Raw genomic sequence first — 15583 nt, 5'->3', positions numbered from 1 at the left:
AAAGTGCCGGATGTGCGTCAGATCAATTGACAAGCATGGTCGGCTTTCCTAGGGTTCGCTCCATTGTTTTTGCCGGATGTAACCATGACTGCTGACGACCGTATCAAACTCGAACCGAGCTGGAAGGAGGCACTGCGTGCCGAATTCGACCAGCCCTACATGGCAGAGTTGCGCAACTTCCTGCAACAGGAGCGCGCGGCGGGCAAGGAGATCTATCCGCCGGGCCCGATGATTTTCAATGCGCTCAACTCGACGCCACTGGACAAGGTCAAGGTGGTCATTCTCGGCCAGGACCCGTACCACGGCCCGGGCCAGGCCCACGGCCTGTGTTTCTCGGTACAACCGGGCGTGCCGGCGCCGCCGTCGCTGGTGAACATCTATAAAGAGTTGAAACGCGACCTGAACATCGATATTCCGAGCCACGGCTACCTGCAAAGCTGGGCCGACCAGGGCGTGCTGATGATCAACACCACCATGACCGTGGAACGCGCCACCGCCAACGCCCATGCGGGCAAGGGCTGGCAGCATTTTACCGATCGGATTATCGAGGTGGTCAGCGAGCACCAGCCGCATTTGGTGTTCCTGCTGTGGGGCGCCCATGCCCAGAGCAAGCAGAAACTGATCGATGCCACCAAGCATTTGGTGCTGACGTCGGTGCATCCGTCGCCGTTGTCCGCCTATCGCGGCTTCCTTGGGTGCGGGCACTTCAGCCGGACCAACAAGTTTCTGGAACAGAATGGCGAGACGCCGATCGAGTGGCGGTTGCCGCCGGTTTGACGCGTTGCCAATAAGGGCCCCTTCGCGAGCAAGCCCGCTCCCACATTTTGACCGCATTCCACAGCGAGAACGCGGACAAAATGTGGGAGCGGGCTTGCCCGCGAAGGGGCCACCTCGGTCTATCAGACAGAATCCGGCCGACGGTCCCAATACTTGAACAACGGCTCCGCCAGAAACAACACAAACAACAACCGCATCACCTGCATTGCCGTCACCAACGGCACCGACAGCTGCAGGGTTTCCGCGGTGAGGCTCATCTCCGCGATCCCGCCGGGCATCATGCCCAGGGTCAGCGAGCGCAGGTCCAGGTGGGTCAGCGCACTCAAGCCCAGCGCCGCCAATGTGGCGATCAACATGGTCAGCACCGTCCCGATCAGGGTCCGGCCCATGAACGACGGCGCGCGACGGAAAAACTGCCGGTTGAAGTGACAGCCCAATCCGCTGCCGATCAGCCATTGGCCGATCTGGCTGCCGCCGTCGGGCAAGCCGATGTGCAGATCCCAACCAATGCTCACCGCCGCACTCACCAGCAACGGCCCGAACAGCCACGGGTTGGGTTGACGAAGACGCTCCCACAGCCACGCAGCCAACGCGCCTGCCGGGAATAGAAGGGCCAGCCAGCGCCAGTCGACGGCGCTCGGATGGAACACCGGTGCACCCTCGCCGAGCAAATACTTGAAGGCCGCCGGCACGCACAGCACCACCACCAGCACCCGCAGACTTTGCCCCGCCGCCACCCGACTGAGCACCGCGCCATTGCGCGCGCCGAGGTTGACCATCTCCCCGGAACCACCGGGCATGCTGGAAAAGAACGCCGTGGCGCGATCTTCGCCGGTGCGCCGCATCAACCAGACCCCGACCACGGCCGACAGGCTGGTGACCAACGCGCCGAAGAAGATCAAGCCGAAGTGACTCAGCACCTGTTCCATCACCACCGGGGTGAAGTGCAGGCCGATACCGATGCCGACGATCCACTGGCCGACCTTGCGCCCGCCAGGGATTTCCGCCAATTGCCAGGGGGTCAGGCAGCGCACCAGGATGATCGCCAGCAACGAGCCGACCATCCACGGCAGCGGCCAGCCGATCTGGCTGGCGAGGTAACCGCCCAGCAGACCCACCAGCGGGGTCCCCCACCAGGCTTTGAACGGCGTTCGATCAGACATCGGCGATGGCGCGCCGGGCGACCGAACGTTTGCGCCAGATCCGCAGCAGCGGCATCAACAGCATCAACGCGGTCAGTACCCAGACCCCGAAGGTGATCGGGCTCGACCAGAGGATTTCCAGCGCACCGTTGGAAATCGACAGGGCGCGCCGCAGGTTCTGTTCCATCAGGCCGCCGAGGATGAAGCCCAGCAACACCGGGGATAACGGGAAGTCCAGCTTGCGCAGGATGTAGCCGAAGATGCCGATGCCGATCATCAGGAACAGGTCGAAGGTGGTGGCATGCACCGCATAGACGCCGATCCCGGTGATGATGGCGATGACCGGCACCAGCGCCCAGTTCGGCACGGCGAGGATGCGGGTGAAAATGCGGATCATCGGGATGTTGAGGATCACCAGCATGATGTTGGCGACGAACAACGAAGCGATCAGGCCCCAGACAATGTCCGGTTGCTGTTGGAACAGCAGAGGGCCGGGGGTGATGTTGTACAGCGACAGCGCGCCGATCATCACCGCCGTGGTGCCCGAACCTGGGACGCCGAGGGTCAGCATCGGTACCAGGGCGCCGCACGCCGAAGCGCCGATGGCGGTTTCCGGTGCCGCGAGGCCGCGCATGTCGCCCTGGCCGAACGTGCCCTTGGCGCCAGCGATTCGTTTCTCGGTCATGTAGGCCACGGCACTGGCCAATGTTGCGCCAGCACCCGGCAGCACGCCCATGATGAAACCCAACAGACCGCATCGGATGTTCACCACGAACACCGAAGACGCTTCCTTGAAGTTGAACATCATCCGCCCGGTGGCTTTCACCGCTTCCTGGCCGCGATGGGTTTTTTCCAGCAGCAGCAGGATTTCGCTGATGGAGAACAGGCCCAGTACCAGCACCACGAACTGAATGCCGTCAGTCAGGTGGATGTTGTCCCCGGTGAAACGGTACACGCCGCTGTTGGCATCGATCCCGACCGTCGACAGAAACAGACCGATCAGCGCCGCGATAAAGGTCTTCAACGGTCGATCACCGGCCATGCCGCCCAGGCAGACAATCGCAAACACCATCAGCACGAAGTATTCCGCCGGCCCGAAGGCAATCGCCCATTTCGCCAGCAGCGGGGCGAACAGCACCATGCCGCAGGTGGCGATGAAGGCTCCGATGAACGAGCTCCAGGCCGACAGCGACAACGCCACCCCGGCCAGGCCTTTGCGGGCCATCGGGTAGCCGTCGAGGGTGGTCATCACGGTGGAGGCTTCGCCCGGGATGTTGAGCAGGATCGAGCTGATCCGGCCGCCGTATTCGCAACCCAGGTACACCGCCGCCAGCAGGATCAGCGCCGACTCCGGTGGCAGGCCCAGGGCAAAGGCGATCGGGATCAACAACGCCACGCCGTTGATCGGGCCCAGCCCCGGCAGCAGGCCAACGACGGTGCCGATCAGGGTGCCGCAGAGCGCGGTCACCAGGTTGTACGGGCTCAGTGCGACGCCGAAACCCTGGCCCAAATAGCTGAAAGTATCCATATCAGTTCTCCAGTACGTCGAGCAGGCCCAGGGGCAGCGGCACGTCCATCAACTTGTCGAACAGCAGGTAGAGACCAATGCTCATCAGCGTAGTCACGATGATGCTCGGCCCCCAGCGACCGCCGTACAGGCGCGCCATCGGAATGCCGATCAGGATGCTGCTGAGGATGAAGCCCAGCGGCTCGAACAGGCCGGCGAAGATCAGCAGCAGAACGACGCAGAGGCCGATCTTGTTCAGGGTTTCGCGGTCGAGCCTGGGGTCATCGTCGCTGTGCACGATCGGCGTCGGGCGAAACAGCATATAGAGCAGGCCAAGGCCCATCAGGCCGAGCATCAGCAGCGGAAAGGCCCGTGGTCCCACCGGTTCGTAGGAAAAAGCCGCTTGATACGGCCACGCCATCAGTGCCAGGCCGAGACAGGCCAGCAACAGCACCGCAGCGAAAATGCGTTGTAAGAGCATGAAAAACTCCTGTGCCGCAGCCCCGGGTATACGGAGCGGCAGCCGCTAGACAGAGGCGATCACTGGATCAGGCCGAACTCTTTGGCCAGCACTTTGTAGTCCGCTACCTGCTTCTTCACGTAGGTGTCCAGCTCCGGGCCGGTCATGGCGAACGGGAAGAGCTCGCGCTGATCGCGCAGCTTGGCGAACTCGTCGGACGCCAGCAGTTTGTCGAAGGAGTCTTTCCACCAGGCGTAGTCTTCGTCGCTGACCTTCGGCCCGAGGTAGAAACCGCGGACCACTGGCCAGACGATGTCGTAGCCTTGCTCTTTGGCGGTCGGAATGTCCTTCATTTCCGGCTCGTCCAGACGCTTCTCGGAGAACACCGCCAGCAGGCGCATGTCGCCGCTCAGGATATGCGGCATGGAGTCGGAGATATCGGTGCTGCCGACCTGGATGTGGCCGCCGAGCAGCGCGGTGGCGATTTCACCGCCGCCTTCGAGGGCGACATAACGCAAGTCCCGCGGGTTGATCCCGGCGGCCTTGGCGATCAGGGCGGTCTGCATCCAGTCCTGGCTGCCGACGGTGCCGCCGGAACCGATGACCACGGAACTCGGATCTTTCTTCAGCGCCTTGACCAGATCGTCGAGGTTTTTGTAAGGCGAATCTTTTTTCACCGCGATGGCGCCATAGCTGGTGCCGACCGCCGCCAGCCAACGCACGGCGTTTTCATCGAAGCGACCGAATTTGCCCTGGGCCAGGTTCAGCAGCGAACCGCTGGACCAGGCGACCAGCGTGCCGGCGTCGGCCGGACGCTGCGCCACCACGGCGTTGTACGCCACTGCACCGACACCGCCGGGCATGTAGGTCACGCGCATGGGTTTGCTCAGCAGTTTCTGGTTCACCAGCGCGCTTTGCACCAGTTTGCAGGTCAGGTCGAAACCGCCGCCCGGCGAGGCCGGGGCGATGCATTCCGGGCGCTTGGGCTCGGCCATCAGTTGGCCGGCAAACAGCACACAGCTGGCGGCGAGAGCGAAACGGCGCAGTGATCGATTCATTTTTGTCTCCACGGGAGTTGTTATTTTTGGGGATGTTTCAGATGCGGCGGTGTTGCGGCGTGCAGCCGGGTGCGGCGCTGGCGAGCGTAAACGATGGGAGAGGGAGGGGAGGGCGAGCCTGGAGCTGTAAGGACAGCATGGTGCAGTACCTCGTTATTGTTCTTATTGGCGAAAACGCATCGAGGCGTTTTTCGGGAGCTACATTTCAAAGCACGGTTCGATGGCCTGTCGAAACCATCCGTGGGCCGACTCTAACGGTCGAACCTTTCGCTAACCTTTCAGCGGACTATCACGGTTTTCGGGCTTCACAGTGGCGGATGCGGCTGTAAACTCCGCGCCAGAGAATGGCGTCGAACATCCCTGAATGAGGTAAATATCCATGCGTGTTCTGCTCGTCGAAGACCATCTGCAGCTCGCTGAAAGTGTCGCCCAGGCGCTCAAGAGCACCGGCCTGACCGTGGACGTGCTGCACGACGGCGTGGCGGCCGACCTGGCCTTGAGCAGCGAGGAATACGCCATGGCTATCCTCGACGTCGGCCTGCCGCGCATGGACGGTTTTGAAGTGCTGGCGCGCCTGCGGGCCCGGGGCAAGAACCTGCCGGTGCTGATGCTGACGGCCCGCAGCGATGTCAAGGATCGGGTCCATGGCCTGAACCTCGGCGCCGATGACTACCTGGCCAAACCTTTCGAACTCACCGAACTCGAAGCCCGGGTCAAAGCCTTGCTGCGCCGCAGTGTGCTGGGTGGCGAACGTCAGCAGACCTGTGGCGTGCTGGCTTACGATCTGGACACCCGGCGCTTTACCCTCGGCGATGAACTGCTGACGCTGACCTCCCGCGAGCAGGCCGTGCTCGAAGCCCTGATCGCCCGTCCCGGCCGGGTGATGAGCAAAGAGCAACTGGCCGCCCAGGTGTTCGGCCTGGACGAAGAAGCCAGCCCCGACGCCATCGAGATCTACGTTCACCGCCTGCGCAAGAAACTCGACGGGCACCCGGTTGCCATCGTCACCTTCCGCGGCCTCGGCTACTTGCTGGAAAGCCGCGATGCATAAGCCCAGCAGCCTGCGCTGGCGGTTGCTGTGGAACCTCGCACTGTTGCTGGTGGTGTTGATGCTGGCCAGTGGCTTGAGTGCGTACTGGAACGGTCGCGAAGCCGCCGACACCGCCTATGACCGGACGTTGCTGGCCTCGGCCAGGACCATCGCCGCCGGGGTGTCCCAGCGTGATGGCAGCCTCAGCGCCGATGTGCCGTACGTGGCCCTCGATACCTTTGCCTACGACAGCGCGGGGCGGATTTTCTACCTGGTCAACGACATCAACCAGAAGCTGATTTCGGGCTACGAAAACCTGCCGCCACCGCCGCCGGGTACACCGCGCACGGATGACTACCCGGCACTGGCACGCTTCTACAACGCTAAATACCAGGGGCAGAACGTACGGGTGGTCAGCCTGCTCAAGCCCGTAAGCGAGCCGAACATGAACGGCATGGCGGAAATCCGCGTCGCGGAAACCGATGAGGCGCGGGTCAGCATGGCGCGCAGCCTGGCGGCGGACACCTTGCTGCGTCTGGGCATGCTGGCGATCGGTGCGTTGTTGATGGTGTGGTTCGCGGTCAGCGCAGCACTGCGCCCGCTGGAACGCTTGCGCACGGCGGTGGAAGAGCGCCAGCCCGATGATTTGCGGCCGTTGCCGTTGGTGGAAGTGCAACATGAGTTGTGGCCGCTGGTGCGTGCGCTCAACCACTTCACCGAACGCCTGCGCGGACAGTTCGAGCGGCAGGCGCAGTTCATTGCCGATGCGGCCCATGAACTGCGTACGCCACTGGCGGCGCTCAAGGCTCGGCTCGAACTGGGCCTGCGCTCGACCGAACCGCAGACCTGGCGCAGCACCCTGGAAACGGCCGCCCAGGGCACGGATCGCCTGACCCATCTGGCGAATCAGCTGCTGTCCCTGGCCCGGGTGGAGAATGGCGCGCGGGCGATCGCCGAGGGCGGTGCACAGTTGCTGGACCTCAGTCAGCTGGCGCGTGAACTCGGCATGGCGATGGCGCCACTGGCGCACAAGCGTGGTGTGGCACTGGCGCTGGAAGCGGATGAACCGGTGTGGCTGCGCGGTGAACCGACGCTGTTGAATGAATTGCTGAGCAATCTGGTGGATAACGCGCTGGCTCACACGCCGCCGGGCGGCAATGTGATTCTGCGGGTCACCGCGCCGGCAGTGCTGGAGGTCGAGGACGATGGCCCCGGGATCCCGCTTGAAGAGCGTGATCGAGTGTTCGAGCGTTTCTATCGACGCAATCAGCAGGTGGCCGGGTCTGGGTTGGGCCTGGCGATTGTCGGTGAAATCTGCCGCGCACACCTGGCGCAGATCAGCCTGCACGATGGCGAGCAGGCGGGGTTGAAGGTGCGGGTGAGCTTTATTGCGGGGTAATTTTGTGGTGTGGGGGCTGGCCCCTTCGCGAGCAAGCCCGCTCCCACATTCGATCGCATTTCTCTAGGAACAACTCGGTCAAATGTGGGAGCGGGCTTGCTCGCGAAGGGCGCGACGCGGTCTTGATCAGTAAAACATCGGCCGCGATTCTTCCAGCGCCCTGCACTGCACCTCGTTCTCCAGATCAATTCCCAGCTTCTTTAATGCCGGCACGCTGAACACATCGATCCGGGCTAACGGGTGGTCGGTCCCCTTGTAGCAGTACAGGCAGGCCACCTGCACATTCAACGCTGGATTTCGCGATCGCGATCCAGTTGATAAGGCAGGTCGAGCAGGTGCAAGGCTGGCCCTTCGAGCGCGCCCAGATGAATATCGCCACCTTCTGCTGCTTCGGCTTGCAGCACGGCCAGGAGTTCGATGTTTTGCCCGGCGCGGGCGGCAAGCACCACTTCGCCGATAGCGCTGCCATGGGTCGGCGAAAACAGTGGTGTACCGGGTTCCGGCAATTCGCCAGCTTCCAGGTGCAGGCGATACAAGCGGCGCTTGAGTTTGCCCAGGTACTGCATCCGCGCGACGATTTCCTGGCCGGTATAGCAACCTTTCTTGAAACTCACACCACCGACGGCTTGCAGGTTGAGCATCTGCGGGATGAACAGTTCACGGGTGCCCGGCATGACCTGGCCGATCCCTGCGCGGACCTGGCCCAGCAGCCATTGATTCAGATCGCCTTCGGCCAGCAGGGCGGACAGTTTGCCCTTGAGGGCGTCCGCTTGATCGGCGCCCGCCCAGAGTTCGGCGCGATCAGGGGAAACGCGGATGGCGATCAGGCCGTCATTGCGCACGACACTGTCGGTTTCTGCCGGCAGCCCAAGGCCGAGGCTGATCAATGCTGCATCGCCATGCGCGATGCCGAAGCGCACCCAGGCGGCGCTTTCGTCGGTCAGTTTTGATTTGGAAAACACCGCGTACTTTTTCAGGTCCGCCAGTTGCGGCTCCAGCAATTCGCTGGCCATGGCCAGCAGGACGCCGTCACCTTCGAGCAGGATGCGGAAACTCGACTGCATCCGGCCTTTTTGCGTGCAGCGCGCGCCAAGGCTGGCCCGGGTGTCGCCCAGGTAATCGAGGTTGCAGGTCAATTGGCCTTGCAGGAATTTACCGGCATCCGCGCCGCGGACCGCGAGAACGCCTTCGTGAGACAGGGTGCAGAAAAAAGCAGAGTCGGCCATGGGTCATCGCAGGATAAAAAGTCTGGGGGACATCATAAGGGGGCGCCCATGAAATGGGTAGTTCACAAAAGACCCTGTTGCCCGACCAAAGCCGAGTGTTCGACGGAGCATGGGGCTGTATACTTGCCGCCTATTTGAGGAGCGCTCCATGGTCGAAGCTGTTGAACTGAATCGCCTCTACTGGCACAGCCGTCGCGGCATGCTTGAACTTGACGTGTTGCTGGTGCCGTTCGTGAAAGAGGTTTATCCGCACCTCAACGAAGTTGACCGCGCCTGCTACGTCAGGCTGCTCGAATGCGAAGACCAGGACATGTTCGGCTGGTTCATGGAACGCGCCGAATCGGAAGATCCGGAGTTGCAGCGCATGGTGCGCATGATCCTGGATCGTGTCCAGCCCAAGTAAATCATTCGAATGCCGCTGGCATGCCTCACGGCAGCTGCTGGCGGTGTATCTGTTGGCCCAGCTGTTCGCGCTGGGTTCGTTGTTTCTGCTGTCGATACCGGTCTGGGCCAGCCTGCTCGGCGTTTCGCTGTGCTTGGCTCATGGCGTGTGGGTGTTGCCGCGGCAGGTTCTGCTGACGCATCCCCGGGCGTTTCGCGGCTTGCGTCGCGATGGGGATGGCTGGCAGTTGTGGAACCAGGCGGCGGGCTGGCAACCGGTGCAACTGCGACCGGACAGCCTGGCGCTGCCCTTGATCGTGGTGCTGCGTTTTCGTCTGCGGGGTGAGCGGCATGACCGATCGATCTGTGTGCCCCGGGATTCGCAGGCGGCGGATCTGCACCGACGCCTGCGGGTCCGGCTCAAGTTCAGTCGGCGTAGGTGGGCGGCACCAGAATAGTGTCCAGGGCATCGGGCAGCATGTTCGGGTAGTCGAGGGTGTAATGCAGGCCGCGACTTTCCTTGCGCGCCATGGCTGACTGGATCATCAGCTCGGCCACCTGGGCCAGGTTACGCAACTCGATCAGGTCGCGACTGACCTTGTAATTGCTGTAGAACTCGTCGATTTCGTCCAGCAACAGACGCACGCGGTGCTGAGCCCGTTGCAGGCGCTTGTTGGTGCGCACGATACCGACGTAGTCCCACATGAAGCGCCGCAGTTCATCCCAGTTGTGCGCAATGATCACGTCTTCGTCCGAATCGGTGACCTGGCTCGCATCCCAGACGGGCAGGGCGACAGGAATCGACACCTGGGGCAACTGCTCAAGAATGTCCGCCGCCGCCGAGCGCGCGTAAACGAAACACTCCAGCAACGAGTTGCTGGCCATGCGGTTGGCCCCGTGCAGGCCGGTGAAACTGGTTTCGCCAATGGCGTACAGGCCCGGCACGTCGGTGCGGCCGTGCTGATCGACCATCACGCCGCCGCAGGTGTAGTGCGCCGCCGGAACCACCGGGATCGGTTGCTTGGTGATATCGATGGAAAACTCGAGGCAGCGCTCGTACACCGTCGGGAAATGAGTCTTGATGAAGGCTTCGGGTTTATGGCTGATGTCCAGATAAACGCAATCGACACCCAGGCGCTTCATCTCATGGTCGATGGCCCTGGCGACGATGTCCCGGGGTGCCAGTTCGGCCCGAGGGTCGAAGCGCTGCATGAAGCGTTGGCCGTTGGGCAGCTTCAGGTGCGCACCCTCGCCGCGCAGGGCTTCGGTGACCAGGAAACTCTTGGCTTGCGGGTGATAGAGGCAGGTGGGGTGGAACTGGTTGAATTCCAGATTGGCCACCCGGCAGCCGGAACGCCAGGCCATGGCGATGCCGTCACCACAGGCACCGTCAGGGTTGCTGGTATAGAGGTAGACCTTGGCGGCGCCGCCGGACGCGAGGATCACAAAGCGCGCGCCGTAGGTGTCGACTTCTCCGGTGCCACGATTGAGCACGTAGGCGCCGAGGCAGCGGTCGCCCTCGAGGCCCAGGCGTTTTTCGGTGATCAGGTCGATCGCGACCCGCTGCTCCAGCAGTTCGATGTTCGGTCTTTGCCTGGCTTTGTCGAGCAGGGTCCTGAAGATCGCGGCGCCCGTGGCATCGGCGGCATGAATGATGCGCCGATGACTGTGCCCCCCTTCTCGGGTCAGGTGGAACTCGAATCCACCGTCCTCGGCGCTTGCCTGTTCATCGCGGGTGAACGGCACGCCATGGTCGATCAGCCATTGAATGGCTTCTTTACTGTGCTCGACGGTAAAGCGCACGGCGTCTTCGTGACACAGGCCGCCGCCGGCATTGAGCGTGTCATCGACGTGGGATTCAACGGTGTCGGTGTCATCCAGGACGGCCGCGACACCGCCCTGGGCCCAGAAAGTCGAGCCATTGGCGAGGTTGCCTTTGCTCAGTACGGCAATGCGCAAATGATCGGGCAAGGTCAGCGCAAGGCTCAAGCCGGCAGCGCCGCTGCCAATTACCAGAACATCATGTTGAAACTGTTGGCTCATTTCAGGATTCCGCTCAAAGCGACCTGGGTCGGGGTTGGCGCATGACGCCTGGATCGGCGAGTCAAGACAGCCAGACAGCCCACTAGTATATAGAGGGGGGGAGCGGCACAATAGCCGAGCCTGTATGGCATTGTGAAACTACTGTGACGGGAAAGAGGGGACGCTTCGTCGGATGATTTCTCCTCCGGTTCGGCGACACGATCACTGTATCGTGGATTTAACACTCTTTTCCCGCTTACGGTTGCACAATGTCGGCTCGGTACGGCTATAAATATTTGGAACTTTTGCCAAAGGCCCAAGATCAATAGACGGTTGCCTGAATCAAGGGACAGTGTCGGCTTCAGTGCTGGATCGTGGTTTGATCCTCACCGGCGAAACCGATGACAAGATTATTCGCGCAGCCGGGTCAACTCGCGCTGCGCTTTTCGTGCGTGCCAGATCAGAGCCCGCAGGAAACTTGCCTGGAGGGGGAGAACTTTTGCGAAAAGCCCGAGTCTATGTTTGCAAGTCTGGTCGTTTGGTCGTGCAAGCCTCCTCCGAGCTTATCGAGGAGTGTTCATGCTAACCCAGGAAGAGGATCAGCAGCTGGTCGAACGCGTTCAGCGCGGCGACAAGCGAGCTTTCGATCTGCTAGTGCTGAAATATCAGCACAAAATTCTCGGGTTGATCGTGCGATTCGTGCACGACACCCATGAAGCCCAGGATGTGGCACAGGAAGCCTTTATCAAGGCGTACCGTGCGCTTGGAAATTTTCGCGGAGACAGCGCGTTTTATACGTGGCTTTACCGCATCGCCATTAACACGGCGAAAAACTATCTGGTTTCACGCGGCCGCCGGCCGCCTGATAGCGATGTCAGTTCCGAGGATGCAGAGTTCTACGATGGCGATCATGGCCTCAAGGACCTCGAGTCGCCAGAACGTGCACTGCTGCGCGATGAGATTGAAGGCACTGTCCATCGAACCATCCAGCAACTTCCAGAAGATTTACGTACAGCCTTAACTTTACGTGAATTCGATGGTCTGAGTTACGAGGACATTGCGGCCGTCATGCAATGTCCGGTGGGTACCGTGCGCTCCCGGATTTTCCGCGCTCGGGAAGCCATCGATAAAGCCCTGCAGCCGTTGTTGCAGGAAAACTGAAGACAGCGGCGACAGCCAAGAGAGGAACGCCATGAGTCGTGAAGCCCTGCAGGAATCGCTGTCCGCAGTGATGGATAACGAAGCGGACGAACTGGAATTGCGTCGGGTATTGAATGCCTTTGACGATGTTGAAACCCGTGAAACCTGGGCTCGTTATCAAATCGCTCGGGCAGTGATGCACAAGGATCTGCTGCTTCCACGCCTGGACATTGCCGCGGCAGTTTCCGCTGCGTTGGCTGACGAAGCCGTACCGGCAAAAGCTTCCCGTGGTCCATGGCGCAGCCTGGGTCGTCTGGCAGTCGCTGCGTCGGTCACCGTTGCGGTATTGGCAGGTGTTCGTCTGTTCAACCAGGACGAGATCGCCGGAGTCGAACTGGCCCAGCAATCCACTGCGCAGGGTCTGGTTGCTCCTCAGGTCAAGGGTCCAGCTGTTTTGGCAGGCTATAATGAGAGTTCGGATGCCACCGGCCCCATGGCCAACGGCGTATTGCAAGGTCAGCCAGGCTGGCACGATCAGCGTTTGCCAGGCTACTTGCGCCAACATGCTCAACAGGCCGCACTGAAAGGTACTGAGAGCGCGTTGCCATACGCTCGTGCAGCAAGTCTGGAAAACCGTTAAGGAGGACCATGCGCTCCATACCTCTACTTACGCTTCTGCTCGCTGGCTGGTTCGTTGTTCCAGCCCATGCCGATGAAGCCCAGGACTGGTTGACCCGTCTGGGCCAGGCCGAGCAACAGCAAAGCTTTCACGGTACTTTCGTCTACGAGCGTAACGGTAGCTTTTCTACCCATAACATCTGGCACAGCGTCCAGGATGGCAAGGTCCGCGAGCGTTTGCTCCAGCTCGACGGCTCGGCCCAGGAAGTCGTGCGCATTGATGGGCATACTCAATGCGTCAGCGGCACCCTGATTGCAGGACTCGGGGATGCCCCGAGTTCCGCTGCTCGTGCACTCGATCCTCAAAAGCTCAAGAATTGGTATGACCTTGCCGTCATTGGCAAGTCGCGTGTGGCCGGGCGTTCGGCAGTGATCATTTCCCTGACGCCTCGCGATCAGCATCGCTATGGGTTTGAACTGCATCTGGATAAAGAAACCGGCCTGCCTCTCAAGTCATTGCTGGTCAATGAAAAAGGGCAGTTGCTGGAGCGATTCCAGTTCACGCAGCTCAATACCACCGACATGCCGGCGGACAGAGACTTGCAGCCGGGCGACGACTGCAAGGCTATTGCCCTTGATAGCGACAAGGCTTCTGCAGCCAAGGTTGCCCAAGCCTGGCATTCGGACTGGTTGCCACCCGGTTTCGAGCTGACCAGCAGTACCGCACGCAAGGATCCGCAGACCAAAATCCAGGTCAACAGTCTGATGTTTGACGATGGTCTGGCCCGTTTCTCGGTATTCCTCGAGCCCTTGAATGGCGCAGCCGTCATCGATACTCGCGTTCAGTTGGGCCCGACCGTTGCTGTATCCCGGCGCTTGAATACCCCTCAGGGCGAAATGATGGTCACCGTGGTCGGTGAAATTCCTGCTGGCACCGCTGAACGCATTGCGCTGTCCATGCGTAACGAAAGCGCTGCATCCAGCAAGCAGTGAGCTGATTTTTCGGCCATTATCACCTCGTCGGCGAGACGTCGAAATGTTTGCTGAGCATTTTCATTTGCAAATATCCCGAAAATTTTTTATAGGTCAGGGCATCTCGGCTCTGGCCTTGTCTGTTGTTCCCGGAACAAAAATGCCGGCCTGTCGTGACCGGTGTTCCTTGCTCCATATCGCTTAACCCTGCTCGTCGTAATGGGAGCTGTATGTCGATACTCAGTTTGAAGTCTTATCTCTCCGTGGTTGCCACCGTACTGGTGCTTGGTCAGGCTATTCCTGCGCAAGCGGTCGAACTGCCTGATTTTACGCAGCTGGTCGAGCAAGCCTCGCCGGCGGTCGTGAACATCAGTACCACGCAGAAACTGCCGGACCGTAAAGTGAACGAGCAGATGCCCGACCTCGAGGGCTTGCCGCCGATGCTGCGCGAGTTCTTCGAGCGCGGCATGCCGCCACAACCGCGTACGCCACGGGGTGATCGTCAGCGTGAAGCCCAGTCCCTGGGGTCGGGTTTCATCATCTCGCCTGACGGCTACATCCTGACCAACAACCATGTGATTGCCGATGCCGACGAAATCCTCGTCCGCCTGGCTGACCGCAGCGAATTGAAAGCCAAGCTGGTCGGCACCGATCCGCGTTCCGACGTGGCCCTGCTGAAAATCGAAGGCAAGGACCTGCCGGTCCTGAGGCTCGGCAAATCCCAGGATCTGAAGGCTGGCCAATGGGTGGTGGCGATCGGCTCGCCGTTCGGTTTCGACCACACCGTGACCCAGGGCATCGTCAGCGCCATCGGTCGCAGTTTGCCGAACGAAAACTATGTGCCGTTCATCCAGACCGACGTGCCGATCAATCCGGGTAACTCCGGTGGTCCGCTGTTCAACCTGGCGGGCGAGGTGGTGGGGATCAACTCGCAGATCTACACCCGTTCCGGCGGCTTCATGGGCGTGTCGTTCGCGATTCCGATCGACGTGGCCATGGACGTTTCCAACCAGCTGAAAAGCGGCGGCAAGGTCAGCCGTGGCTGGTTAGGCGTGGTCATCCAGGAAGTGAACAAGGACCTGGCCGAGTCGTTTGGTCTTGAAAAGCCTGCCGGTGCGCTGGTGGCTCAGATCCAGGATGACGGCCCGGCTGCCAAGGGTGGTCTGCAAGTCGGCGACGTGATCCTGAGCATGAACGGCCAACCGATCGTCATGTCCGCCGATCTGCCGCACCTGGTCGGCGCGCTGAAGGCCGGCTCGAAAGCTGATCTGGAAGTGATCCGCGAAGGCAAGCGCAAGAACGTCGCACTGACGGTTGGCGCTATTCCTGAAGAAGGCAAGGAGCTGGACGCCCTGCCAAAATCCAGTGTCGAGCGTAGCAGCAATCGCCTGGGTGTTTCCGTGGCCGAGCTGACCGAGGAACAGAAGAAAGCCTACGACCTCAAAGGCGGCGTGGTCATCAAGGAAGTCCAGGACGGTCCTGCTGCCCTGATCGGCTTGCAGCCTGGCGATGTGATCACTCACCTGAACAATCAGGCGATTGGTTCCAGCAAGGAGTTCACCGATATCGCCAAGGCGCTGCCGAAGAACCGCTCGGTGTCGATGCGGGTTCTGCGTCAGGGGCGCGCCAGCTTCATCACCTTCAAGCTGGCTGAATAATCCGGCTGTCGGAATGTAGGAATGTAGGAATGTAGGAGCGAGCTTGCTCCGGGCGGCGTTCCGACGATGGTCTCAAGGGCGACGCGTTCATTCAGAAAGAACGCGTTATCGTTGACGTCCATCGTCGGAACGCCGCCCGGATCAATCGAGCGTCGACCGGCTGCTCCTACAAAAAAACCGCCTCGAAAGGGCG

15 protein-coding genes and 1 pseudogene are annotated in these 15583 nt (G+C 61.1%); 9 read left to right on the top strand and 7 right to left on the bottom strand.

The genetic code is table 11. From position 1 onward, the window contains the following. Window positions 1-84 precede the first annotated feature (84 nt). Window positions 85-777, top strand: a complete 693-nt coding sequence (gene ung / locus F8N80_RS15600) for a uracil-DNA glycosylase (protein WP_150744834.1) — start codon at window positions 85-87, stop codon at window positions 775-777. Window positions 778-899: 122 nt separating this feature from the next. Here ung and F8N80_RS15595 read toward each other — a convergent pair whose 3' ends face one another. The 4 genes from F8N80_RS15595 to F8N80_RS15580 are packed head-to-tail and all read right to left on the bottom strand — an operon-like array spanning window position 900 to window position 4944. Then, complete coding sequence (locus F8N80_RS15595) at window positions 900-1940, bottom strand: AbrB family transcriptional regulator (RefSeq protein WP_150744835.1); 1041 nt, start codon at window positions 1938-1940, stop codon at window positions 900-902. Beyond that, window positions 1933-3447, bottom strand: coding sequence for a tripartite tricarboxylate transporter permease (locus tag F8N80_RS15590; RefSeq protein WP_150744836.1), 1515 nt, complete (start codon window positions 3445-3447; stop codon window positions 1933-1935). Before F8N80_RS15590 ends, F8N80_RS15595 begins: the two co-directional genes overlap by 8 nt. A 1-nt stretch (window position 3448) precedes the next feature. Then, window positions 3449-3907: a tripartite tricarboxylate transporter TctB family protein gene (locus F8N80_RS15585; RefSeq protein ID WP_150744837.1), complete on the bottom strand. Its 459-nt coding sequence runs from the start codon at window positions 3905-3907 to the stop codon at window positions 3449-3451. Between the two features lie 59 nt (window positions 3908-3966). Continuing rightward, the gene (locus tag F8N80_RS15580) at window positions 3967-4944 is read right to left on the bottom strand and encodes a Bug family tripartite tricarboxylate transporter substrate binding protein (RefSeq protein ID WP_150744838.1); all 978 of its coding nucleotides are present in this window, start codon (window positions 4942-4944) and stop codon (window positions 3967-3969) included. A gap of 379 nt (window positions 4945-5323) precedes the next feature. On the opposite strand from F8N80_RS15580, the gene F8N80_RS15575 reads away from it, so the two are divergent. Next, window positions 5324-5995 (top strand): response regulator, encoded by a 672-nt coding sequence (locus tag F8N80_RS15575; protein WP_150744839.1) that lies wholly within the window; start codon window positions 5324-5326, stop codon window positions 5993-5995. After that, window positions 5988-7373 carry a sensor histidine kinase gene (locus F8N80_RS15570; RefSeq protein WP_150744840.1) on the top strand — a complete coding sequence of 462 codons (1386 nt, stop codon included), beginning with the start codon at window positions 5988-5990 and terminating at the stop codon, window positions 7371-7373. Before F8N80_RS15575 ends, F8N80_RS15570 begins: the two co-directional genes overlap by 8 nt. 126 nt (window positions 7374-7499) lie before the next feature. Here F8N80_RS15570 and F8N80_RS31605 read toward each other — a convergent pair. Together F8N80_RS31605 and ygfZ are read right to left on the bottom strand one after the other, a co-directional pair. Then, window positions 7500-7655 (bottom strand): annotated as a pseudogene (locus F8N80_RS31605) (HDOD domain-containing protein); the annotation flags it as partial. A 2-nt stretch (window positions 7656-7657) separates the two neighbouring features. After that, the gene (gene ygfZ, locus F8N80_RS15560) at window positions 7658-8599 is read right to left on the bottom strand and encodes a CAF17-like 4Fe-4S cluster assembly/insertion protein YgfZ (protein ID WP_150744841.1); all 942 of its coding nucleotides are present in this window, start codon (window positions 8597-8599) and stop codon (window positions 7658-7660) included. A gap of 148 nt (window positions 8600-8747) precedes the next feature. On the opposite strand from ygfZ, the gene F8N80_RS15555 reads away from it, so the two are divergent. Together F8N80_RS15555 and F8N80_RS15550 are read left to right on the top strand one after the other, a co-directional pair. Beyond that, window positions 8748-9002: an FAD assembly factor SdhE gene (locus tag F8N80_RS15555; protein ID WP_064679258.1), complete on the top strand. Its 255-nt coding sequence runs from the start codon at window positions 8748-8750 to the stop codon at window positions 9000-9002. Beyond that, the gene (locus F8N80_RS15550; protein ID WP_150744842.1) at window positions 8986-9438 is read left to right on the top strand and encodes a protein YgfX; all 453 of its coding nucleotides are present in this window, start codon (window positions 8986-8988) and stop codon (window positions 9436-9438) included. The genes F8N80_RS15555 and F8N80_RS15550 overlap by 17 nt, the downstream gene beginning before the upstream one ends. Here the strand turns inward: F8N80_RS15550 and nadB are convergent. After that, window positions 9407-11023, bottom strand: coding sequence for an L-aspartate oxidase (gene nadB / locus F8N80_RS15545; protein ID WP_150784230.1), 1617 nt, complete (start codon window positions 11021-11023; stop codon window positions 9407-9409). The two genes, F8N80_RS15550 and nadB, sit on opposite strands and share 32 nt — an antisense overlap. Before the next feature lie 558 nt (window positions 11024-11581). Here nadB and rpoE point away from each other — a divergent pair. The 4 genes from rpoE to F8N80_RS15525 all read left to right on the top strand — a co-directional run bounded on the left by rpoE (window position 11582) and on the right by F8N80_RS15525 (window position 15390). Continuing rightward, a complete protein-coding gene (gene rpoE, locus F8N80_RS15540) occupies window positions 11582-12163 on the top strand; it encodes an RNA polymerase sigma factor RpoE (RefSeq protein ID WP_007944079.1) in 582 nt (193 codons plus the stop codon). 31 nt (window positions 12164-12194) lie between these two features. Beyond that, entirely contained in the window at window positions 12195-12782 is a 588-nt protein-coding gene (locus F8N80_RS15535) for a sigma-E factor negative regulatory protein (RefSeq protein ID WP_150784229.1), read from the top strand. A gap of 8 nt (window positions 12783-12790) precedes the next feature. Then, the gene (locus F8N80_RS15530) at window positions 12791-13753 is read left to right on the top strand and encodes a MucB/RseB C-terminal domain-containing protein (protein WP_150744845.1); all 963 of its coding nucleotides are present in this window, start codon (window positions 12791-12793) and stop codon (window positions 13751-13753) included. 209 nt (window positions 13754-13962) lie between these two features. Further along, window positions 13963-15390 (top strand): DegQ family serine endoprotease, encoded by a 1428-nt coding sequence (locus F8N80_RS15525; protein WP_150744846.1) that lies wholly within the window; start codon window positions 13963-13965, stop codon window positions 15388-15390. Window positions 15391-15583: the final 193 nt, after the last annotated feature.

The organism is Pseudomonas fluorescens (genome assembly GCF_902497995.1).
Taxonomy (GTDB): Bacteria; Pseudomonadota; Gammaproteobacteria; order Pseudomonadales; family Pseudomonadaceae; genus Aquipseudomonas; species Aquipseudomonas fluorescens_BK.
Note: the sequence above shows the minus strand (reverse complement) of the source record. Positions and strands in the feature narration are given on the sequence as shown.